Source organism: Thermoactinomyces sp. CICC 23799, assembly GCF_016055145.1.
Taxonomy (GTDB): domain Bacteria; phylum Bacillota; class Bacilli; order Thermoactinomycetales; family Thermoactinomycetaceae; genus Thermoactinomyces; species Thermoactinomyces intermedius.
Map to the genome: position 1 here is coordinate 267,102 of NZ_JAECVV010000003.1, position 22,555 is coordinate 289,656.

20 protein-coding genes are annotated in these 22,555 nt (G+C 50.3%); 12 read left to right on the forward strand and 8 right to left on the reverse strand.

Going from position 1 to position 22,555, the window contains the following annotated elements:
- Positions 1–80 precede the first annotated feature (80 nt).
- The 10 genes from I8U21_RS05715 (at position 81) to I8U21_RS05760 (ending at position 11,447) form a co-directional block, all read left to right on the forward strand.
- Positions 81–1,535: a PTS mannitol transporter subunit IIBC gene (locus tag I8U21_RS05715; protein WP_198053469.1), complete on the forward strand. Its 1,455-nt coding sequence runs from the start codon at positions 81–83 to the stop codon at positions 1,533–1,535.
- A gap of 60 nt (positions 1,536–1,595) precedes the next feature.
- Positions 1,596–3,719 (forward strand): BglG family transcription antiterminator, encoded by a 2,124-nt coding sequence (locus tag I8U21_RS05720; protein ID WP_198053470.1) that lies wholly within the window; start codon positions 1,596–1,598, stop codon positions 3,717–3,719.
- Position 3,720: 1 nt separating this feature from the next.
- Complete coding sequence (locus I8U21_RS05725; protein ID WP_198053471.1) at positions 3,721–4,146, forward strand: PTS mannitol transporter subunit IIA; 426 nt, start codon at positions 3,721–3,723, stop codon at positions 4,144–4,146.
- A gap of 13 nt (positions 4,147–4,159) precedes the next feature.
- Complete coding sequence (locus I8U21_RS05730; protein WP_198053472.1) at positions 4,160–5,308, forward strand: mannitol-1-phosphate 5-dehydrogenase; 1,149 nt, start codon at positions 4,160–4,162, stop codon at positions 5,306–5,308.
- A gap of 724 nt (positions 5,309–6,032) precedes the next feature.
- Positions 6,033–6,557: a hypothetical protein gene (locus tag I8U21_RS05735; protein WP_198053473.1), complete on the forward strand. Its 525-nt coding sequence runs from the start codon at positions 6,033–6,035 to the stop codon at positions 6,555–6,557.
- A 137-nt stretch (positions 6,558–6,694) separates the two neighbouring features.
- Positions 6,695–6,940 (forward strand): hypothetical protein, encoded by a 246-nt coding sequence (locus tag I8U21_RS05740; RefSeq protein WP_181732673.1) that lies wholly within the window; start codon positions 6,695–6,697, stop codon positions 6,938–6,940.
- A gap of 23 nt (positions 6,941–6,963) precedes the next feature.
- Positions 6,964–7,407, forward strand: coding sequence for a hypothetical protein (locus tag I8U21_RS05745; RefSeq protein ID WP_370527029.1), 444 nt, complete (start codon positions 6,964–6,966; stop codon positions 7,405–7,407).
- Positions 7,408–7,642: 235 nt separating this feature from the next.
- The gene (locus I8U21_RS05750) at positions 7,643–8,602 is read left to right on the forward strand and encodes an MBL fold metallo-hydrolase (protein ID WP_198053474.1); all 960 of its coding nucleotides are present in this window, start codon (positions 7,643–7,645) and stop codon (positions 8,600–8,602) included.
- A gap of 140 nt (positions 8,603–8,742) precedes the next feature.
- The gene (locus tag I8U21_RS05755; protein ID WP_181732676.1) at positions 8,743–9,162 is read left to right on the forward strand and encodes a hypothetical protein; all 420 of its coding nucleotides are present in this window, start codon (positions 8,743–8,745) and stop codon (positions 9,160–9,162) included.
- Between the two features lie 200 nt (positions 9,163–9,362).
- The gene (locus I8U21_RS05760; RefSeq protein WP_198053475.1) at positions 9,363–11,447 is read left to right on the forward strand and encodes a thioredoxin domain-containing protein; all 2,085 of its coding nucleotides are present in this window, start codon (positions 9,363–9,365) and stop codon (positions 11,445–11,447) included.
- A 47-nt stretch (positions 11,448–11,494) separates the two neighbouring features.
- Here I8U21_RS05760 and I8U21_RS05765 read toward each other — a convergent pair whose 3' ends face one another.
- The 4 genes from I8U21_RS05765 to I8U21_RS05780 all read right to left on the reverse strand — a co-directional run bounded on the left by I8U21_RS05765 (position 11,495) and on the right by I8U21_RS05780 (position 14,179).
- The gene (locus I8U21_RS05765; protein WP_181732678.1) at positions 11,495–11,860 is read right to left on the reverse strand and encodes a carboxypeptidase-like regulatory domain-containing protein; all 366 of its coding nucleotides are present in this window, start codon (positions 11,858–11,860) and stop codon (positions 11,495–11,497) included.
- A 109-nt stretch (positions 11,861–11,969) separates the two neighbouring features.
- Entirely contained in the window at positions 11,970–12,899 is a 930-nt protein-coding gene (locus I8U21_RS05770; protein ID WP_198053476.1) for a trypsin-like serine peptidase, read from the reverse strand.
- A 205-nt stretch (positions 12,900–13,104) separates the two neighbouring features.
- Positions 13,105–13,311 (reverse strand): YhzD family protein, encoded by a 207-nt coding sequence (locus I8U21_RS05775; RefSeq protein ID WP_069201535.1) that lies wholly within the window; start codon positions 13,309–13,311, stop codon positions 13,105–13,107.
- A 70-nt stretch (positions 13,312–13,381) separates the two neighbouring features.
- Positions 13,382–14,179 carry a mechanosensitive ion channel family protein gene (locus I8U21_RS05780; protein WP_232334003.1) on the reverse strand — a complete coding sequence of 266 codons (798 nt, stop codon included), beginning with the start codon at positions 14,177–14,179 and terminating at the stop codon, positions 13,382–13,384.
- An 85-nt stretch (positions 14,180–14,264) separates the two neighbouring features.
- Between I8U21_RS05780 and I8U21_RS05785 the strand changes: the two genes are divergently transcribed.
- Positions 14,265–15,455 (forward strand): MFS transporter, encoded by a 1,191-nt coding sequence (locus I8U21_RS05785; protein ID WP_198053477.1) that lies wholly within the window; start codon positions 14,265–14,267, stop codon positions 15,453–15,455.
- Positions 15,456–15,473: 18 nt separating this feature from the next.
- Here I8U21_RS05785 and I8U21_RS05790 read toward each other — a convergent pair whose 3' ends face one another.
- The 4 genes from I8U21_RS05790 to recQ all read right to left on the reverse strand — a co-directional run bounded on the left by I8U21_RS05790 (position 15,474) and on the right by recQ (position 21,371).
- Positions 15,474–17,174: a serine hydrolase domain-containing protein gene (locus I8U21_RS05790; protein ID WP_198053478.1), complete on the reverse strand. Its 1,701-nt coding sequence runs from the start codon at positions 17,172–17,174 to the stop codon at positions 15,474–15,476.
- An 82-nt stretch (positions 17,175–17,256) separates the two neighbouring features.
- Positions 17,257–18,192 (reverse strand): ribonuclease Z, encoded by a 936-nt coding sequence (gene rnz / locus I8U21_RS05795; RefSeq protein ID WP_198053479.1) that lies wholly within the window; start codon positions 18,190–18,192, stop codon positions 17,257–17,259.
- Positions 18,193–18,211: 19 nt separating this feature from the next.
- Positions 18,212–19,006: an HAD family hydrolase gene (locus tag I8U21_RS05800; protein WP_198053480.1), complete on the reverse strand. Its 795-nt coding sequence runs from the start codon at positions 19,004–19,006 to the stop codon at positions 18,212–18,214.
- Positions 19,007–19,229: 223 nt separating this feature from the next.
- Positions 19,230–21,371, reverse strand: a complete 2,142-nt coding sequence (recQ, locus tag I8U21_RS05805) for a DNA helicase RecQ (protein ID WP_198053481.1) — start codon at positions 21,369–21,371, stop codon at positions 19,230–19,232.
- A gap of 179 nt (positions 21,372–21,550) precedes the next feature.
- Here recQ and lplA point away from each other — a divergent pair, with 179 nt between their 5' ends.
- A complete protein-coding gene (gene lplA / locus I8U21_RS05810) occupies positions 21,551–22,540 on the forward strand; it encodes a lipoate--protein ligase (RefSeq protein ID WP_198053482.1) in 990 nt (329 codons plus the stop codon).
- Positions 22,541–22,555: the final 15 nt, after the last annotated feature.

Genomic DNA, 22,555 nt, shown 5'->3' on the forward strand with positions numbered 1-22,555 from the left:
GACCGACGTCTTATGATAAAAGTAACCAGATGTTCACAAAATATAAATATATATTTCAATAAGAGAAAGGAGAGAAGAACATGGCGGAATCGGGTCAGGCAAATCCCGGATTCAAAATGAAGGTACAACGTTTCGGAAGTTTTTTAAGCGGAATGATTATGCCTAATATCGGTGCTTTCATTGCCTGGGGATTGATCACGGCTTTATTTATTCCTTCGGGATGGTTCCCGAATGGGGATTTGGCTAAACTGGTCGACCCCATGATCCAATATCTGCTTCCGGTATTAATCGGATACACCGCCGGAAAAATGATTTATGACGTGAGAGGAGGCGTGGTGGGAGCCACAGCCACCATGGGTGTCATCGTCGGTTCCGGCATTCCCATGTTTTTGGGAGCGATGGTGATGGGACCGCTTGGCGGTTACTGCATCAAAAAGTGGGACCAATTGATCGAAGGAAAAGTGAAACAAGGCTTTGAAATGCTGGTAAACAACTTTTCCGCCGGGATCATCGCCGGAATTTTAACCATCCTCGGTTATAAAGCCATCGGTCCGGTGGTACTGTTGTTGAACAGCACGTTGGCAGCGGGGGTTCAAGCCATCATCGATGTGCATTTGTTGCCGCTTGCCAGTTTGTTTGTGGAACCGGCAAAAGTCTTGTTTTTGAATAACGCCATTAACCATGGAATTTTAAGCCCGATCGGGATCGAACAAGTGACCGAATCCGGTAAATCCATCTTATTCTTGTTGGAAACCAACCCGGGTCCCGGACTTGGCATTTTGCTTGCTTATATGTTGTTTGGCAAAGGAACAGCCAGACAATCCGCTCCGGGTGCGGCAATCATTCATTTCTTCGGGGGAATTCATGAAATTTATTTCCCTTATATTTTGATGAAACCCTTTCTTTTGGTTGCGGCCATTGCCGGCGGAGCCACCGGCGTCTTCACCTTCTTGATGACGGATGCCGGATTGATCGCCGTGCCGTCACCGGGAAGTATTTTCACCTTGATGGCCATGACGCCGAAAGGGCATTATGTCGGTGTCCTGGCGGGGGTCATCGCCGCGACGCTCGTTTCTTTCCTCATCGCATCCTTGATTTTGAAAACATCCAAACAAAACGGCGAAGACTTGGACAAAGCCGTTGAAAAAACCAGTGAATTAAAAGGAAAAGAAGGCAGAGCGGCCGAGCTTTTGAAAAAAGAAGAAAAACCGGCAGACGAAGAGCCGAAAGCCGAATCGGTTGAGTACGACAAAGTGAAAAAAATTATTTTTGCCTGTGATGCCGGAATGGGTTCCAGCGCCATGGGGGCGTCCATTTTGAGAAACAAAGTGCAAAAGGCCGGTCTGGATCTGTCTGTGACCAACACATCGATCAACAACCTGCCGGATGATGCCGACATTGTGGTGACACACAAAGACCTGACGGACCGGGCCAAAGCCAAGATCCCCCATGCTCATCATATTTCCGTGGACAACTTCTTGAGCAGCCCGAAATACGATGAACTCGTGGAGGAATTGAAAAAGGCCAAAGAATAACGGGAAAGCGCGGTTTGTCCGAAGCTTTCCGGGCGACGTCGTTATAATGGAGTGGACAAGATGTATATCACTGCAAGGGAAAGGTTGATTTTAAAACGTTTGCTATCCACCCGGCCGGAAAATTTGACCACGAAGCAACTGGCGGAAGAACTGGATGTCAGTGTCCGCACCATCCACCGGGATTTGAAAGGGATCGAACAATTGCTTCAAAAGTATGACCTGGAACTGGTCAAAAAGCCGGGGGTCGGCATTCAGCTATTCGGTGCGGCCGGCCAAAAGGAGGCGTTAAAACGGGATCTGTTCCGCCAATCCCGCCGGGAGTATACGCCGGAAGAACGGAGGATCCTGATTTTATGCACGCTTTTGGAAGCAAAAGAACCGGTGAAACTGATTTCGCTGGCAAGTGAACTGGACGTCACCATGGCAACCGTCAGCCATGACCTGACCAAGCTGGAAAGCGGGCTTGAGAAGTTTGATTTGTCGTTGATTCGAAAACGCGGGTACGGGGTTGAAATTGTCGGAAGCGAGTCAGCCAAGCGGCGGGCCATGAGCAATCTGATTGCCGAAAATATTGATGAAGTCCAGTTCTTATCCCTGATCCGCGAAAACATTCAAAACAAGACGAAAAAAACACCGGAATCCCTTTCCGGAAGATTGCTGGGTCTGGTTGAAAAGCGCAAGCTCATCCTGGTGGAGAAAGTGGTCGAAGAAATCAGCAAACAACTGCCTTATTCTCTTGCGGACAGTGCCTACATCGGATTGGTCGTCCACTTGGCGCTGGCGATCGAACGCATTATGCAGGGGGAAAACATTGAAATGGATCCCGTGCATCTGAACCGGTTAAAAAACGCACCGGAGTATGCGTTCGCCCGGCAATTGATCGCCCGGTTGGAAACGGTATTCCGCCTGTCGATCCCCGAAGCGGAAGTCGGCTATATCACCATGCATCTGCAAGGGGCCCGGCTGAGACACGATCAGGAATACACGATCGAGGAAGAGGATTATCCCGTTCTGCTTTGGACCAAAAAGCTGATCCGGTTTGTGGAAGAAGAGCTGCATTGCCGGTTGTCGGATCAAACGTCGTTGGTTCAGGGGCTGATTTCCCATTTGAAACCGGCCCTTTACCGCATCCGGCGAAACATGAAAATCACCAACCCCATGTTGCCCAAAATCATGGAAGATTACAGGGATTTGTTTGCGGTCGTCAAAAAAGGGGTGGCGGCCGTCTTCCCGGATGTTTCCGTTCCGGACGAAGAAATCGGGTACTTGGTGATGCATTTCGGTTCGGCATTGCTCAACAAACAAGAGCAGGATTTGCATGCGCTCATTATTTGTTCCAGCGGGATCGGCACATCCAAGATGCTGGAAACCCGGATCCGGCAGGAGATTCCGGAGATCAAAAACCTGACCAACCGGTCGGTTTTTGGAATCGATCAGGAGGATCCGGAGGCGTTTGACCTCATCATTTCCACCATCCAACTCCCTTATTTCCAAGGGGATTATCTGGTGGTCAGTCCCATTTTGACCCGCGATGAGGTGGAAAAGATCCGGGCCCGTATCCGGGAAAAGCTGCGCAAAAAGAGAACGGGCTTCAAAACTTCTCCCGGGAATCCGGATCCGGCTCCTTCCCCGAAGCTGGAACAAACCATCTCCAACATGCAAAAGATCCATCAGTATTCGGGAGGGATCGCCACCATCCTCCGGGGATTCCAATGCTTTGTTGCGGAAGAGGCCGGCTCTGTCCCGGAAGCTTTGGAAGCCGCCTGTTTGCGGTTGCGGGAGGAAGGGGTGATCCAAAGGGTGGCGCCGGTGGTGGAAGCTTTGTTAAAGCGGGAGGAAAAAGGGGGACTGGGAATCCCCGGAACACGGCTGGCGCTTTTCCACACACGGAGCCAACAGGTGGTCCGTCCCTCTTTTACGGTTTGTTTCCTGAAACAGCCGTTTGTGATGAAGGGCATGGACCAGTCGGACATCCGTGCCGATACGTTGCTCTTGTTGTTGGCACCGGAGAAGGTTTCCGGTCCGGTGTTGGAAGTCTTGAGTTACATCAGTTCCCTGTTTATTGAAAACGACGAGGGGATTGCCTTGTTCCAGTCGGGAGACCAGCAGGCAATTTCCGCTTACCTCGCCAAACGGTTTGAACGATTCTTTGAAGAAAAATTAAAAGAAACAAGGAGTGTTTGACATGGCATCATCGATCTTATCCCCGGAAAACATCCGCTTCAATGCAAGCGTGGACAGCAAAGAAGAAGCGATCCGCTTGACGGGTCAATTGTTGGTGGAAAGAGGTTACGTCAAACCGGCTTATGTGGATACCATGCTGGAGAGGGAACAATTGACTTCGACGTATATGGGCAATTATGTTGCGATTCCGCATGGAACGGAAGCGGGCAAGGAAAACGTCATCGAATCCGGTATTGTGATCGTACAGGTTCCTGACGGTGTGGACTTTGGAGACGGCAACATCGTCAAACTTTTGATCGGAATTGCCGCAAAAGGCGATGAGCACTTGGAGATTTTATCCAAGATCGCCTTGTTGGTTGCTGAGGAAGAAAACGTGCATCAAATCGTTCAAGCGGAAACAGACGAAGAAATCATGAAATTCTTTTAAGAGGTGGACACACATGCTGGCAGTACATTTTGGAGCTGGAAATATCGGACGCGGATTTATCGGCAGCCTGCTTCACCAATCCGGATATGAAGTATGCTTTGTGGATGTGAACCGGGAGATTGTGGATTTGATCAACGAGCGGAAAAGCTATTCCATCGGGTTGGCCGATGATTCCAATGAAGAAATTATCGTCAAAAATGTTTACGCCATTCACAGCGGAGATCATCCGGAGCAAGTGGTGGCCGCCATTGCCGGTGCGGATCTGGTCACCACGGCAGTTGGTCCCAATGTCTTGCCGCTGATTGCCGGACTGATTGCCGAAGGGTTGAAAAAGCGGATGGAAACCGGAAGCAAGCCCTTCAATGTCATTGCTTGTGAAAACATGATCGGCGGCAGCGCCCTGCTGAAAAAAGAAGTCTATGCCAAACTGGATGATGAAGAGAGAAAAAACGCTGATGAGATAGCCGGTTTCCCAAATGCCGCAGTGGACCGGATTGTTCCCAACCAGTCTAATGAGGATCCGTTAAAAGTGGTGGTGGAACCCTTTTATGAGTGGGCGGTGGACCGTTCCCAAGTGGTGGGGGAACTTCACGTGACCGGCATGACTTTGGTGGATGATTTAATGCCGTATATTGAACGAAAGCTGTACACCGTCAACACCGGCCATGCCGTGGCCGCATACTTCGGCTACCAAGCCGGTTACCAAACGATTGATGAAGCCATGGCGGATCCAAAGATCCAAAGCCAGGTGAAAAACACGTTGCAGGAAACCGGAAAACTGTTGGTTGAAAAGCACGGGTTCAATCCGGAAGAACATCAAAAATATATCGACACCATCATCCGGCGTTTTGTCAACCCGCATATTTCCGATGACGTGACCCGGGTGGGCCGTTCCCCCATGCGTAAACTGGGACCCCAAGACCGTCTGGTCAGTCCGGCCACCCAATATATCACGTACCTGAAGGAGCAGCCGGTTTCGCTGGCCAAAGCCATTGCCGCCGCCCTGCGGTATGATTACCAGGAAGATTCCGAAGCCGTTCAAATTCAGGAAAGCATCCGGCAAAAGGGATTGGAAAACACCATTCATGAGATTACCCAAATCCCGGTCGAAAGCGACCTCATGAAACGGATTGCCGGGGAATATCGCCACTTTGCGCTTTAAAGAAAAAAACGGAGCTTTGTCCGCTCCGGTTTTTTTTGGAAGCAATCTTAATGAAGCCGATTATTTAAAATAAAATTAAAAATATTCATTCTAATCAAAATGAAATGTGAGTTTGTGTAATGAATGAATCCTGTTGCATGATTGCTCAGAAAAAAGGCAAACACAGGAATGTTGCAATTCGATGCTTCTTCCGTTCAAACGGATCCATTCACTCATTGAAAGGGAGTTGGAAAATGCAAAAAGCGGTAAATGTGATCATTTACGTGATTCTGGTTCTGTTGACGATAGCCCTTTTCTCTGAAATTTTTTCATGACCGGATCCTAAATGGAAGACGGAGAAGTAATGCCGGACCATGTCCGGGGCCGGCGGATAAGCAGCCGGTCTCACAGGAAGTGAAGAAAGAGAGTCCTTCTTCCGAAAAATCGTGTAATACGATTGAAAAAGGATGGAATTGGTTTAAGGGAGAAGTAAAGGGAGCTTGGGAAGGAACGAAGAAATTTTTTGGGGACTTATGGGACTGGTTCACAGGAGTTTGTGCCAAGATGAAAGAAGTGGTGGTGGACAAATTGTCCACTGCCTGGAAATGGGTTAAGGAGAATATCGGATATATCGCGGCCGGAGTGGTGTTGGTTGTCGGAATGGTGGTATGTTTTGTCGCTCCTCTGCTGGGGGTTTCGGTGTTAATCGGGATGGGCCTTTCCTTCGGGATGAGCTGGTTGATGAATGGTGAAATCACGCAGGACACCTTTTTGGAAGCAGCTCTCGGCGGTGCGTTGGGGGGGCGATCGGGATGGGGATTGCCGGGGGAGCGGACCGGGTTCATTGGGAAGCCGGTTGATTGCATCCATCACCGGTTCGAGGTTGTTGGGGCCGCTGGCTTCCGGGTTTCGGAATGTGGTTACGAAATTGCCGGGGCCGCTTCGTTCCATTTTCTCCAGAGCCGGCATCGGCGGTGCGGCGTTGGTCGGGGTCACCGCTTTTGCCGTGCCTGTGTTTAACAAAGTGAAACAGCTGGATCTCGGCATACCGACGGTCAAAGCGGAAACGGATGAACTGTTTGACAGCTTTAAAAGGTGTTTAAAAGCCCGCTCCACTGACCGGTACACGGCAATGATCGAGTTGCCTTGCGGAAACCGCACACCGGATCCCAAAACGCCCAAAGTGGAAAAAGACACCTCATTGGTCCCGGGAACCCCGGAACACAAACAAAACCGGTGGGAAGTTTACAAGGCAAACGGCGGCAAATGAGTTATGAACAGTGGAGCAAAACGTATGTTGCCAACATGAAAAAAGCAAGCCGGTTGCACCAATTGGTGGAAAATTACCGGAAAACCCTCAACTGAGAAAACTCCACCACGCAATAAAGTGTGGACACTCCATCCGGTGTGCGGATTATTGACATTGCCGATCCCAAAACATTAAGAGCGGTTGAACATAAAACCACGACCAAAACCGATGGAAGCAAAGGTTATTTTTCAAAAGATGCGCACATCCGGGAAGAACTGGAAAAAGACGAATATCTGGTGCAAGTGGAAAATTGGGAAATCACCTGGGTGTTTGAAAATGCCGATGCCAACCAGCCGTGGATCAATGAATTAAAAGCGGCAGGAATTCATGTGGAGTTCCGGTAATTAACCGTAAAGGAGGGAAAAAGGTGGCAGAGGAAAATCAAAGAGACTGGTTTGAAGAATGGCTGATGATCCATCGGGATGAACTGGAAAAACTGCAAAAGAAGCTGGGGCATTTGGATTTGGATTACACCCCGGAGTCCCTGCTGAGAGTGGAGGCATGGGTGTTGGAAAATTACTCATCGCCGGATGAGATATTGAAAGAGGAAGAAAAAATGACGTTGGACGGCCTGTTAAGGTATGTGGGCGAAGTTTTTAAAATGCATCTTCAAGGGTGGTGGAATATCCATCAGGAGGATCCGGAGCATCTGTTTTACAACCTGCCGGTGATCAGTTTTCCGGGCAACATTCCGGATACTTCCCCGCTGTCGTTCATCACGGCCAGCCTTGACCGGAAATCGGGAAACTTTTTTTATGATTCGCTGAACCGGAAAAAGAATTTTATGGAAAGCCAGGGCATTTTGTCTTGACGGAAGCCGGACGGAAAAAAGGAACTACCTTTGGACCGTCCGGTTTTGCTTTCGGAGGCGGGCACGCGATGCAAACCTGTACGGAGGAAGAACGGGGCGGTGGCTGTGGGATCGGTTGATGAGCCAAAGACCGGTGATGTAAAATAAAAAAGCTGTATACGAAAGATTCCGAAGTCGTTTGCATTTAAAAAAACAAAAAGAAATTCAACAACAAGAGATAAAAGGATGTTTGGGGATGAAAATACTGTTCATTCTGCTTGCGGTGATGGTTGGAATCATTGGTTTGGGAATGTGGTTCCGGTTCAATCGTTTGCCCCGGCCGCCATTGAAAAAGCCTGAAAAGATGCTGAAACCGCAGGAATGGAGCCGGGAAGAAGTCACGGTGGGCTGGGTCGGGCATTCCACGGTTTTGATGCAACTATATGATACACGCATTCTCACCGATCCCGTCTTGGGAAAACGTGTGGGAGAGTCCATCAAATGGTTGAACCGGCAGATCGGGATGAAACGCCATACCGAGCCGGCGGTTTCTCTTTCCGATTTGGAAAGGGTGCAGTTGATCCTTTTGTCCCATGCCCATTTTGACCACTTTGACGTTCCCAGCTTGTCGCAATTGGCCCATGAAGGGTGTTACGTGGTGACGCCCAAAAACACGGCCTGTCTGATCAAACACTTGCCGTTTAAGAAAGTTTTTGAGCTGGGATGGGATGAACAACTGGAGATTGAAGAACTGGGAGTCAAGATCCTGGGTGTCCCCGTCAAACATTGGGGGAACCGTTACCCTTGGAACCGCCGGTACGGCTATAACGGTTATTTGATAGAGAAAAAGGGAACCCGCATCTTTTTTCCGGGGGATACGGCTTTTACGGATCAATTTCGCAAGTTGTCTGAAACGGGGCCGGTGGATCTTGCCTTTATGCCGATCGGAGCCTATTCCCCCGATCATTTGCGGTGGGCGCACTGCACGCCGGAAGAGGCTTGGGCCATGTTTCGCGATACGGGTGCGAAATGGCTGGCTCCCATTCATTGGGACACCTTTGTATTGTCGGCCGAACCTTTGGAGGAGCCGATGGAACGGTTGATGCAAGCCGCCGGGCAAGAAGAGGGGCGGATTGTTTTCCGCAAGCACGGGGACACATTCATGCTGCCCGAAGGAAGCCGGGAAAAGACAGATTCTGAAGCACTCAACAGGTAACGGGCGGCAACGGCACAGCGGGTGATCAATGATTTTATGAAAGTGAAAATGGATCAGCAGGTTTGAATGGAGTCTGGAAAATCCTGCTTTTCGATCGGGAGACCATCATATGGTACCCGGCAGTGAAAGGAGTCGATCAGATGGCATCTTCGATGAATTTGACACCGGAGCAAAATCAATTGCTCCGTTCGCGATTGGAAGCTCTTTTAACCAGTATGGATCAAGATGAGAAGATCAAGCCCCGTCCGGCCCGGAAAAAAGCCAAAACCGATCAGGGTGACGGATTCAAATACGGGCGGGCGATTCCCCGGGCCAGACATTATTATCAAGAAGACAATGTGATCTATCTCCAGAGTGCTCTGAAGCTGAAAGAAAGCACGGAACAAGCCCTCAATGAAATGAAAGAGCAAAAGATAAGGAAAGAAACGATCCGGCAGCTGAAAAAACAATGCAATGAATTCGTAAAAGATTACGGCGGCTTGATCACCCTGACTGCCACACTCGCTTCTTTGGTCAGCAGTGCCAAAGATGTTCTTGAAGCATTAAAAATTCTTGATTAGTTTCATCCGGATTTCCCGCCATCAGCCGTTTGGCGGACGGGTGCGTATTGTTTTTGCCAAGGACAAACGGATTTGAATCAAACCAGGATGCGGAGGCGGGTTGCATGCCTCCGTTTTTTTTGTGCTAAACTACTTGGGGAGACAAGAATTTTATGGAAATCCCGACGGATGACATACATGACATTTTGGAGGACTGATTTATGAGTGTTCATCAATCCAATCAGCGAAAGTCCAACCGGTTGATCCGGGAAAAATCGCCTTATCTTCTCCAACATGCCCATCAACCCGTGGATTGGTTCCCATGGGGGGAAGAAGCTTTCCAAAAGGCCAAAGAAGAGGATAAACCGGTCTTTTTAAGCATTGGTTACAGCACCTGCCACTGGTGCCATGTCATGGCGCGTGAATCGTTTGAGGATGAAGAAGTGGCTGCCATTTTGAACCGGGATTTTGTCCCGGTCAAAGTGGACCGGGAGGAAAGGCCGGATGTGGATCAAGTATACATGACGGTTTGTCAGGCAATGACCGGCCAGGGAGGATGGCCGCTCACCATCATCATGACGCCGGAGCAAAAACCTTTTTTTGCAGGCACTTATCTGCCCAAGCAAACCATGTACGGGCGCATGGGCCTGATCGATTTGTTGAAACGGGTTTCAATGCTGTGGAAAGAGGAGCGGAACCGGGCCAATGAAGTCGGGGACAAAATCGTCCATGCGGTCAAGTCTTATTTAAATCCGGCGGAAGCCGGGGAAACGGACCTGGGGGTCATCGATCATGCGTATGAACAGTTTGCCAGCCAGTTTGATCCGGATTTTGGCGGTTTCGGCGACGAGCCGAAGTTTCCACGCCCGCATGATTTGCTGTTTTTGCTCCGGTACCACAGGCTGACGGGAGAAGAGGAAGCCCTCCAGATGGTGACCCGTACGCTCACAGCCATGCACAGTGGAGGGATTTATGACCACTTGGGCCATGGCTTTGCCCGGTACGCCGTGGACCGGGAGTGGCTGATTCCCCACTTTGAAAAAATGCTTTATGACAATGCTTTGCTGGCTTTGGCATATCTGGAAGCATACCAGGTGACCCGCGAGGAACGGTACGCCGAAGTGGCACGGGGCATTTTCCGTTATGTGACAAGAGACATGCAGGCGCCGGAAGGCGGTTTTTATTCGGCGGAGGATGCTGATTCCGAAGGGAAAGAAGGAAAGTTTTATGTTTGGACCCCGCAGGAAATTGCGGAGGTGTTGGGGGAAAAAGAGGCCGAAATCTTTTGTGCGGCTTACGGCGTGACCGAAGAAGGAAATTTTGAAAACGGGAAAAGCGTTTTAAACCAAATCGGGGTTCGTCTCGATGAGATCGCCGAAAGGTATCAAGTGCCGCTGAAGGAATTGGAGGAAATGCTGGCCAGAGGGCGCAGTCAATTGTTTGAAGCCAGAGAGCAACGCGTACGCCCGGGAAAAGACACCAAAATCCTCACGTCCTGGAACGGATTGATGATTGCGGCATTGTCCCGGGGCGGCCGGGTTCTAGGAGAGACGGAATACACCGATGCCGCGGTCAAAGCGGCCCGCTTTCTTTCGGACCGGTTAATCGATGAGAAAGGCCGTCTGTTTGCCCGCTATTGTGACGGGGAAGTGGCCTATCCCGGCTATCTGGATGACTACGCCTTTTTCACCTGGGGCTTGACGGAGTTGTACGAAGCCACTTTTGAGCCCCGGTTTATTGAGCAGGCCTTGGTGTTGACAAGGCAAATGCTGGCGCTGTTCAAAGACGAAAAACAGGGCGGATTTTATTTTACCGGAAAAGATGCCGAGTCCTTGTTTGTCCGACCCAAAGAGATTTATGACGGTGCGACTCCGTCCGGCAACTCGGTGGCGGCCTATAATCTGATCCGGTTGGCCAAGCTGACATCGGATGAAGCCTTGCTTCAAGAGGCGCGGGAACAAATCCGGGCTTTTGCCAAAGCGGTGGAAGCTTCACCGATTTCCCATTCCTTTTTCCTGATGGCGGTGATGTTGGTGCAGGGGAAAAGCAAAGAAATTCTCATATCCGGTTCGCCCAATGATGTGAAAACCAAAGAAATGATCCGGCTGATCCAAAGGGCTTACCTGCCGGAAGCGGTCATTTCCCTGGATCCGCTCGGAAGTGATGCCACCACCATCAAATGGTTTGTTCCCCGGCCTGAAGAAGAGGCATCCCCGACGCTTGGCCCCAAAGTGTACATTTGTGAAAATTATGCCTGCCAATCGCCGGTGACCGATTTGGAAGAGCTGAAAAAACAATTACAGTAAAAAAGCAGCATGACAAGCTCCAAAAAAGATTTTTGGAGCTTGTTTTTTTATTCTTTTTCCAGGATGACGGTCAAGTGGACGGGCTTTCCGGCATCTTTGGCTTGAACCGGAAGATGGCGCGGTTTGTAGCCTTCTTTTTCGATGACAAATTCGTACGATCCGGTGGGCACATACCATGTAAAACGGCCTTTTTCATCGGTATATCTGGCGATTTCCGGGATGGGTCCGCTGACGTCTTCTTTCGGTTTCGGGACGACCAAAGCGCCGGAGACAGGTGAATGGTTTTCATCCGAGACGGTTCCGGTGACTTTCACTTTGGACACGGGGCCGGCTGCCGGTGTTTTTTCACAGCCGAAAAGAAGCGGGAAACAAAGGGTGAACAGCAAGATGGTGAATCCGCATTTCCATTTCATCAGGCAAAATCCCTCCTTGCATAAAAAGAGAGAGGATGAATCCTCTCTGAATGGTACAGTTACTTTATATGACTTTTTTTCCGGGATAAAAGTTCCAACCGGTTGGAATCTATTGATCTTTCCAAGTGTTCAGGTTATCGAAAACTTCTTTGGTGATGCGGGTGCCGCGGTTGCTCTTTTTATTTCCGTATACGCCGTTGGTGTGGATGGCAATGCTGCAAACCCCGCAATTCTGATATTGCTCCTGGTAAACGGGCGATCCGCTTTGTCCGGCATACGTGTCGTTGTCATACAGCAATTTGTATGGGGTGGTTTCCCGAATCCGGTCTCTGTGTTCCCATTGGGTGCCTTGCGGTTTGTCACCGGGATAACCGCTGATGTTCACCTGCGTGCCATTTAACGATCCGCTCTGCCAGCGGTATCCGAACCAGCCGGTTTGGTTTCCCACGTTTTGATCCAATTTGACGGCTCCGTAATCATAATTGGTGTTGCCTTGCCGGGTCCATCCGATAACCGAGTAAAAACGGGAGGCTTTTGCATAACCAAACGGCAAACGGTTGCCGTCCCGTCCGGGATAGACTTTTGCCCACGAGGCCCATTTTTTCTCATCCGGGTCAAAGACGCAGTGCCCGGCTGTTGCAACGGTGTCCGGCCCGATCAGCCAACCGGTGCAGTTTCCGAGATCGCTTTGGATCTGGACGACGGCGCTGTAGGGGTATTTGGAAGTGTCTTTCACCCGCGTCCGGTTATCCGGCCCGATGACGGATTCGGCCGATGCGCCGTTTGGGGAATGGTTTTTTTCACGCACTTTCAGCATGTTTCCTTCAAACCCTTTGCTGTAGGCGCCCCCGGAGGTTTGGACAATGTCTCCCGACTGCGTGGATTGTCGGATGCTTTTGCCGTCGCTGGCCACGGGGGTATGGGGGGAAGTTTCGGCAAACACTGCATCGGCTTTGGCAAAGGACCAAGAAGCGGGAACCATCAGCAAAAGGGTTGACAAAAAGGAAACTGTCATTCGCAAACCATTGGCATGTCGCATGGATATCCTCCTTCGGCGATATGTAAAGTTACGAGAATATTATAAATAAATGGAATAATTGTTACAATCAGGGAACGGGTGAGACAAAAGCCGATTCAAAGTAAAAAACCGAGGATTCCGGCTTTTATCACGATGAATGAATGGAAGATGGGAATCTTGCAGTCCCGTTCCTGAGAGGAAGGAAAAGCCTGAAAGATGATCTCTTTCAGGCTTTGTTGGATGAAGCATTTCCCCGGTAGGGATGCGGTTTGAAGGAAACGAGACGTCCTGTCACATGGAATATGCGGTGAGGTTTATCTTGATGGCCGTTTTCGGAAATCCAGGCATAGCCCAGTTTTTTGGCTTCGTCGTCACTTGTGGCATTGATGGGACCATCATACAGCAGTTGGCCATCCATATCATATACCGTCATGTGATACACGGATTTGGATCACCTCGAATGAAAATTTAAAAGTGTAACTTTATTATATCATTTTTAATGGTTATGTGGTTTCGGTCAATAAATAACCGGCTTTGTCGGTGGCTTGGACCAATTCTTTGCGCAACCGGCGTTCCACTTCACCTTGTTTCCCGTTTTCTGCCCGTGCTTGGATCCGGACAATGGACGACTGCGGGGTCACATCCACCACGCCCAGCACGTTTGGACCGTCGATCACGCCCGGCAACAATTCCCGGAGAAGCCGGCATTGTTCTTCCAGATAAGCGAGGGCCTGATCCAGATCGGTTTTGGTTGAAAGGGGAAGATCCACTTTGGCCAGCATGTGCCCGCGGGAATGGTTGGTGAGGGATTTGATATCCCGGTTTAAAATAAAGTGCAAATCCCCTTCCGGATCGCGGATTTTCAGGACGCGGAGGCCCACATGCTCCACGGTGCCGGAAAATCCGTTGACGGTGACATCTTCCCCGACTTGCACTTGGTCTTCCAGCAAAATGAAAAATCCGGAGACGATGTCGGAAACCAGATCTTTTGCGCCAAAACCGATGGCAAGCCCCAGGACGCCGGCACTGGCCAAAATGGCAGAAATGTTGATGTGAAATTCGGCCAGGATGGAGACCAAAGCGATGAAGATGATTACATAGGTGGTGACATTGATCAGGATGCTTTGAATGGTTTTTAACCTTAACTGCGTCCCTTTGCTGAGGCGGCTGTGGGTGGTCAGGCGGATGATCAATTTTCTGGCGATGATGATGCTGATGATCGAAAGCAAAATGATGATCCCGATTGCGATGACGGATGCAAGAATCGATCCCCAATCGAGTTTCAATATCATGTTTATCATTTGCGTGTCCCCCCTTCTGATGTTGAGCAATCATGATTAAAACCAATATAATGGTTTGGGAAGATTTTGAAAAGGGGGCGTAAACATGGCCTGGTCTCTCCGGACTTTCAGAGGAATGATCTGGATGATTTGCGTGGCCGGGATGACCCAGGGGTTATTGATTCCGCTGTTGACGATGTTTCTGGAAGAAAGAGGCGTGCAAGCCGATTTTAACGGGCTGAGTGCCTCTGCGCTTTATCTCGGCATCTTGCTCGCGGCTCCCCTCGGTCCGGCCATGGTCCGGCGAATCGGTGTGAAGAAATCGATCCTCGCCGGGTTGTACATTGTCACCGTTGCCGTTTGTTTTTTTCCGTTTTTTCAAAGTTTCTGGGTATGGACCGGGCTTCGCTTTCTGGTCGGCATCGGCGACAGTTTGTTGCACTATGCCACCCAATTGTGGATCACCATCCATGCGCCCGTGAAAGAAAGGGGGCGCCGGATTTCCCAATACGGGTTCGCTTATGGATTGGGATTTGGGATCGGTCCGCTGGGACTGAATCTGGTTCATTTTGGAGAAACGGTTCCGTTTCTCTTTGTTTTGTGTATCCTCCTTTTTTCCATTTACTTAACCGGCCGTTTAACGATCGCCGGATCTTTGGACAATGAAGAGAAAGAGACCGGAACGCACGGCAAAAGTTCATTGAGAACGGTCTACCGGCTTGGCTTCATCGCTTTTTGCTCCCCGTTCATTTACGGGTTTTTGGAAACGGCGTTGACGGGGAATTTCCCGGTGATCGGCATGCGGGAAGGCATGGGCCAAAGCTTTATCTCCCTTTTGATTTCTGCATTTGTCTGGGGCAGTTTGCTTTTTCAGGTGCCGCTCGGGGTGTTGGGGGACCGGATCGGCCGTAAAAATCTGCTGATTGTGGTTTGTTCGGCCGGGGCGGCCGGCATGTTTGTCATTCCGTATTTTTTGTCCAACGGGATTTATCTTTTTGTTTCTTTCGTCCTGATTGGCGGTTTGGTCGGCTCCCTTTACTCCATGGGACTGGCCTGCGCCACGGATTTGCTTCCGGCCCGCTTCTTGCCGGCAGCCAATGCCATCGCTTCGGTTCATTTCAGTGTCGGCAGCATTCTCGGCCCTTCTTTGGGCGGTTTTTCCATTGAAAAAGCAGGCGGGGAAATGTTGTTCATCACCATCGGATGTATGCTGACGGGATATGTGTTGATGATTTTGTTGGAGAAGATGAGCAACCGGATGAATTCGTTCAAATCCAAAGAAAAACAAGCGGTGTAAACCGGTCCGCCGGACGAATCAATAGGTCCGGCGTTCCCATCCTTCCCCCTGCCAATGAAGCGGGATGGTTTTTCCGCGGGTTTCGATGACCGGATCTTTGACGTACCAGCCGCGCCCGTTGACACTTTCATTGGTCTGATAATGGAAGCGGACAAAACGGGCTTGTTCGGGAACCAAAATGGCGTAAGTCTTCCAATTTTTGCGGTTTCCGCTGAATTGTTCCGCCGTGAACCAATGCCGGCCGTCGGCGGAAAACTCCACCGTGGCTTGATCATGGTCCGGTTCAATCCGGTGCCAAGTCGTAAATACAAGGGTGCGGTCGTCGGACGAAAGCGGCAGGGATGCCACCAGCGAACGGGACAATTGGTCGCCGTAACCGGAAAACCAAGCCGGCACTTTGCCCGGGATTTTCACGGGGATGGCGTCCGCCGCCATGCGTGCCACTTCCCTTCGCAGCGGATTGATGGATGCGGTTTCGCGGGTCGGGTGGACGCGATTGGTCAAAAGGATGGCGATCGTTCCCTGGCTGCGGTTGATCACCAGCGAAGTTCCGGTGAATCCGGTGTGGCCCATCGCATCGGGCCCGCTGAGTGCGTCCATGTACCAGCCTTGGTTTAATTCCCAGCCGAGACCGTGGTCATCGCCGGGAAATTCCGTGTTATAGTTGTTTTCCATCAGACGGACGGTCTCTTTTTTTAAAATCCGCATGGATCCGTATTTTCCGTCCATCAAGATCATATGGGCGAAGACAGCCAAATCGCGGGCTGTGGAAAAAACCCCGGCATGTCCGGCCACTCCGTCCAGTGCCGCCGCATTTTCATCATGCACGGTCCCCCACACCAACCCCCGGCCGGTCCACGGTTGATACTCCGTGGCGGCAATCCGGTGTTTCAACTTTTGCGGAGGGTTGTAAAAGGTGTCATGCATGTGAAGCGGGCCCGTGATTTCTTTTTGGATAAATTGATCCAGCCGCTGTCCGGAAAGGCGTTCGACAAGAACCCCCAGCGCAATCATGTTGAGATCACTGTAGGTGTAAGTGGTTCCGGGCGGATGGTCCAGCGGGTAAGTCAAAGCGATTTGCAACCGTTCTTCCCGGCTGTTTCCCATTTGATAAAGCGGAATGCCGGAACGAAAGCCGGATGTGTGCGTCAGAAGCTGGCGGATGGTGACCGATTGCTTTTTGTTTTGAGCAAACTCGGGGATGTATCTGGCGACGGGGTCATCCAGCCTGAACCGTCCCTTTTCATACAATTTCATCACTGCCACGGACGTGAAAATTTTGCTGATGGATGCGAGGTCGTAGATGGTGTCTTCCCGTGCGGGGATCGGAGGATGAACCGGAGTCTGCCGGTCGTCGGCATAACAGACGGCATATCCATAAGCTTGGTGTTTCACGATGGTTCCTTTGCGCGCGACAAGAAGGACGGCTCCCGGGGTCATGTTTTCCCGGATGGCCTGACGGATGATGGTGTCCATATGAAGAAGCGGTTTGGATACCATGCCGCCGGATTCGGGAGATCCCGGTTGAAGAACCGGACGGATCGGGCGAGCATCTCCCCAGACCGGGTTGTTGTCCGGGCGGCGGTCGGAGGCATAAAGTTGCGCGGGAGTTTTTCCGTCGATTCCGTTTCCCCAAGCGATAGCCGGAGCCAAGGCGGGGAAGATCAGTGAAGTGACCAGCAACAGATGGATGCCGGTTTTTTTGTACACGGCCCACATTCCTCCTCTTTGATCGGTTAATTTTATTTTAATCCATTTTGACAGGAGAAAGACACCGGAAACAAAGGAAAAGTGTTTCCGGTCAGGAAGCGCCGTGCGGAGGCAGGGTGTAACTCCATCGGTCCCGTGCCAGATCGGTCGACGGGAAAACAGCTCTGGCTTCCTGGAGCAAAGCTTTGCATTCTTCTTCTTGAAACCGGGTGCTGATATGGTTCAGGATCAAATGTTTCACCCCGGCTTCTTTGGCGACGGCGGCGGCTTGCGTGCAAGTGGAGTGAAAGTATTTGCGGGCCAGATCTTCCTGATCCCGGCGGTAAGTTGCCTCATGAATCAGCAAATCGCACCGGTTTGCCAGGATGCAGGCTTCGGGAGTGTACCGGGTGTCTCCAAGAATCGCCAAGGTTCTTCCTTTTTTCGGGGAGCTGACATAATCTTCCCCTTTTAATACCCGTCCGTCGGGAAGGTTGACGGTTTTCCCTTCTTTTAACAAGCGGTAATGAGGGCCGGGCGGGATCCCGGATTTTTCTAACTTTTCCACATTCAATCTGCCGGGTTGATCCGGTTCTTCCAGACGATATCCGTACGAAGGGATGCCGTGATCCAGCTTTTTGGCCCGGATGGAAAAAGGCGGCGCTTCAAATTGGCAATCATCGCCTTCCATTTCGACGATCTCCAGCGGATACCGGAGAAAGGTGCGGCTTGTCTTTAAAGAGATTTCGACAAACGCTTGAATCCCTTTCGGACCGTACAAGGTGAGGGGGGAGGTGGCGCCTTGGAACGAACGGCTTCCCAAAATCCCCGGCAGACCGAAGAGATGGTCGCCGTGCAAATGAGTGATGAAAATCCGGTTGATTTTGGCGAGTTTCACCGGCGAGTCCCAGATTTGATGCTGTGTGGCTTCGCCGCAGTCAAAAAGCCAAATCTGCCCGTGATACTCGGGCATGATCAATGCCAGGGAGGACACGTTGCGGTTCCGGGAGGGAACCCCGGCACCGGTCCCCAAAAAATAACATTGCATCGTGCAACCCATTCCTTTCTTATGAAGACTGGTTATATTGAAGAACCCATTCGCAGGCTTCGCGGACGGAAGAAACGACCCGGCCGGCTTTTTGTTTTACTTCTTCCGGGGCATGGCGCATGGCAAAGCTGTGGGGAGTCCATTCCAGCATGGAAACATCGTTAAACGAATCCCCGACGGTTGCGATTTCCTCCGGTTTCAGGCCGAGTTCATCCGCCAGTTTTTCCAGCGCATTCCCCTTGGAAATGCCGGTCGGCATGAAATCGAGGCAATCGGTGTCCGAAATAAAGGAGTCGACTTGGGAGGGGAACCGTTGGTGAATATGTTGATCCAACCGTTTTAAATCGTTCAGTTCCCCAAAGAAGCAAACCTTGCTGGGAAACAGTGATTTTCCGATTTCTTCATGCAATTGGGGGCGGGAATGAACAGGCATCTTCATCCTTTCTTCAATGGCCCGGGCTTTTTCCGTCTTTTCGGCGACAAACATTTCGTTTTCCTCGCTGACAAAGCAAACAAGCCCGAAAGGACGGGCCGCTTCATAGATTTGTTTGGAAATGTTTCCGGGAAAGGTGACCCTTTGCAAACATTTTCCTTCTTTGGTATAGATGAAAGCCCCGTTTTGGCTGATCCGGTGAAAACGGGCTTGAATCCGGTTCATCACCTGAACGAGTTCAAAGTCCATTCTTCCGGAAGCCAACCCGATTTCAAGGCCTGCATCCATCAGTCTGTGCAAGGCGTTTTGGTCTTGCGGATGGATTTGTTTTTCATGGTCGAACAGGGTGTTGTCCAAGTCGCTGATAAATAGTTTAATCATTGCTCTCACTCTTTCTTTTTATACTCTTTCTGGTTTTCCTGTGGGTATCATATATGATGCTTGGCTCCGGATGCAATCGTGGTGGCTTTGGATGCGGAGTGACTGGTATAAAAATACGGACGTTTGGAGGAAAAAGGTCATGATATCGGACGGGCGGGTTTTCCTGAAGGAGGAAGGACAGAGAAAAGACAGCTTCATTCCAACGCACATTCATGGAATGAAGCTATTTTTTCAAAGCTTGTAATCTTTCTCTTTTGGCAATGGCTGCTTTAATGGCCATATAATCCACGGCTTCCGGCAAAGCTTCTTTGATGGGACGTAATTTTTGGGCGCCCAGTTCTTCCACTTTTTCCATGATCAATGCTTCATATTCTTTGGGAATAAAAGCATCCCAGTCGAGTTCCAAACCTTCCAAGCCGGCGCGCAATAAGTGATCCTCGATGGTGCCGCGCGTTAAGTTGCGCTCTTTGGCGATTTCGGGAATGGATTTGCCTTGCAGGAACATTTGATAAGTGATGAAATGGCTGGACGGTTTTCCCGTAGTTTTTTCCCGGGCCGGCTTTTCCCCGTGCTTTTGGACATATTCTTGGATAATTTGCAAAAAATGAGCCCCGTATTTTTGAAATTTCATTTCCCCGACCCCGGAGATCGCTTGCATCTCCTCTTCTGTGACGGGCAAGCGGCGGCACATTTCTTTTAAAGTGCTGTCCGGGAAGATCATGTATGGTGGAAGTTTTTCGGTTTCGGACAACTGCTTGCGCAAGGACACCAGTTCATCCAGGAGACGGTTGGTTTTGGTTTCGGGGGTTTTGGTTTTGAGCCATTTTTCGGTCTCTTTGTGCAGATACACCGGTTCCTTTCCTTTCAGCACCGCAATGGCTTTCGGGGTCAGGCGGACCAGCGGATAGGGACGCCCTTCGTAGATCAGGGAGAGATAACCATCCGAGGCCAAAAGTTGGCACAACCGCTGAATTTCTTTCTCCGTGTACTCCCGCATGGTTCCGTATGTAGAAATCCGGTCCAGCTTCCATTCCTTCAGCCGCTTGTTTTTGGATCCTCTGAGGACTTTGGCGATGATGGTGAGTCCGTACTGTTCGTTCAACCGTTTGATGCAGGAGAAGATTTTTTGTGCTTCAATTGTATAATTGACCAAATCCCCCATCTTTTTGCGGCAGTTTCCGCATGTTCCGCAAGGTTGCATGGTGTCGGCCCCGAAGTACCGGACGATTTCCTCTTGAAAACACCGTTGGGTGTGACAATAGTTGACCAGCTTTTGCAACTTGCTGAATTCCAGCGTTTTTCTCTCCGGGGAAAGATCGGAATGCCGGATCAGGTAGCGTTGCATGGGGACGTCTTGCGGTGAATACAACAAAATGCACTCGCTTTTTTCCCCGTCCCGGCCGGCTCGTCCCGCCTCCTGGTAATAACATTCCAGATTGCGGGGCAATTGATAATGAATGACAAACCGGACATTGGATTTATCGATGCCCATGCCAAAAGCATTGGTGGCGACAATGGTTTGCACCCGGTCATACGAAAATTGCTCCTGTGCTTTTTCTCTTTCTTCATCGGTCAGTCCGGCATGGTACTTGGCCGCGGAAAAGCCGGATTGCACCAATGCTTCATAAACATGATCGGTGTCTTTGCGGGTGGCACAATAAATGATCCCGTTTTGGCGGGGATGCTCTCTTAAATATTGTTTGATGTAATCCAGCCTGTTTTCTTCATGTATGACTTGAAAGGACAAATTCGGCCGTTCCAACCGGGTGGAATAGATCCGCGACGGATCGATTTGCAAAAGCCGGGAAATATCTTCTTTCACATCCGGCGTCGCGGTGGCGGTTAAAGCGGCAATGAGCGGCCGGCGGGGCAGGGATAAGAGCTGTTTGGCCATGGACCGGTAGCTGGGCCGGAAATCGTGTCCCCACTGGGAAATGCAGTGGGCTTCATCGATGGTGACCAGATAAACCGGCAGGGTGGCAAAAATCTCTTGAAAGGCCAGGGATTCCAAACGTTCCGGAGCAATGTAGAGCAGTTTGTAAGCCCCTTCTTTCAACTTTTTCAAGCGCCGACTGATTTCGGCAGACGAAAGCGAACTGTTGATGTAGGTGGCTGAAATGTTGTGTTGGCGCAGACGGTCCACTTGATCTTTCATCAATGAGATCAACGGAGAGATCACCAGCGTGATCCCGGGAAACATCAGAGCCGGGATCTGATAACAGATGGATTTCCCTCCGCCGGTCGGCATGATGCCCATCGTATGGTGGCCGGATAAGATGCTTTCGATGATTTTCTTTTGTCCGCTTCGAAACGAAGAGTAACCGAAGTATTTCTGCAACAACAATTCCGCTTGTTCCATCGACATGACGGATCCCCCTGCTCGCTCTTCTCTCTGTTCTCTTTCATAAAGGTATAATAAAACCGGAATTTGCTCAAATTCGCCCAGACGTGATTTTGGCCCGGGAAACGGGTACAATGGTCAATGGAAACAGAGGAGCTTGGATCCGTCTCAGGATGTCCGGGCGAAAACAGGAGGAATCAACCATGTTATTCATAGATAACCAAAACATAACCGATCCGCGCATGAACCTGGCGATCGAGGAATATGCGCTGAAACATTTGGATATTGATGAAACCTATTTGCTTTTTTATATCAATGAACCTTCCATCATTATCGGAAAACACCAAAATACGGTGGAGGAAATTCATGTCGATTATGTCAGGGAAAACGGAATCCATGTGGTCCGCCGCTTGTCCGGGGGAGGTGCCGTATACCACGATCTGGGCAATCTGAATTTCAGTTTTATCACGAAAGATGACGGGAAAAGCTTTGCCAATTTCCGGAAGTTTACGGAGCCGGTGATCGAGGCGCTCAAATCGCTGGGGATTGATGCAGAATTAAGCGGGCGGAATGATATTTTGGCAAACGGGAAGAAAATCTCGGGAAATGCCCAGTTTTCAACCAACGGGCGGATGTTCAGCCACGGAACGCTGATGTTCGATGTCAATCTCGATCATGTCACCAAGGCATTGCAAGTGAAAAAGGAAAAGATCGAATCCAAAGGCATCAAATCGATCCGCAGCCGGGTGGGCAATATTGTTGACTTTTTGAAAGAGCCCATGACCATTTTGGAGTTTCGCCAATTGTTGTTGGAACATATCTTTCAGGGGCAAAAACCGGTTCCCGAGTGTGTATTGTCCGAAAAAGACTGGGAAAAAATCCGGGAAATCTCCGAGTCGCGCTATCAAAAATGGGAATGGAATTTCGGCGAGTCGCCGGCATTTAATGTCAAGCACAGCCGCCGTTTTCCGGTTGGAAGCATTGACGTGCGTTTGAATGTGCAAAAAGGAATCATCCGGTCCTGCAAGATCTATGGCGATTTCTTTGGAATCGGCGATGTGAAAGACATTGAAGACCGTCTGACGGGAATCCGGTATGAACGGGATGAAATTGAAAAATCTTTGGACGGCCTGGACATCAAGCACTATTTCGGAGCCGTCTCCAAAGATGACTTCATTGACCTCATTTACTAAACCGGTTGAATGCAA